Genomic DNA, 255 nt, shown 5'->3' on the forward strand with positions numbered 1-255 from the left:
GTGCAGCTCTTTGCTACATATGCGATACGTGCAATAGGTTTAGCAGCCACGATCACTATTTGAGTATGAGATGCTGTGTTGCCATTGTTAGGGTTAGTAGCAGTCCAGGTAGTATGATACACACCGATCGCGTTTACGTGGTGAGTAGCATCTGTAGGCACGGTAGTAGTAACCTGAGGAGTGATGTTTCCGGCTACGCAATCAAATGCAGATGCAGGATATACTGAAGCATCATATGTGCTGTCAAGATAAAGT

General features: G+C 45.1%; 1 protein-coding gene. It reads right to left on the minus strand.

Annotated elements, in window-relative coordinates; all coding sequences use genetic code 11:
• Nucleotides 1-255: hypothetical protein (locus ACZ3GY_RS24445; RefSeq protein ID WP_465912383.1), on the minus strand; the 255-nt coding region annotated here is incomplete at both ends.

The organism is Pseudomonas sp. PME37.24/006 (genome assembly GCF_055556635.1).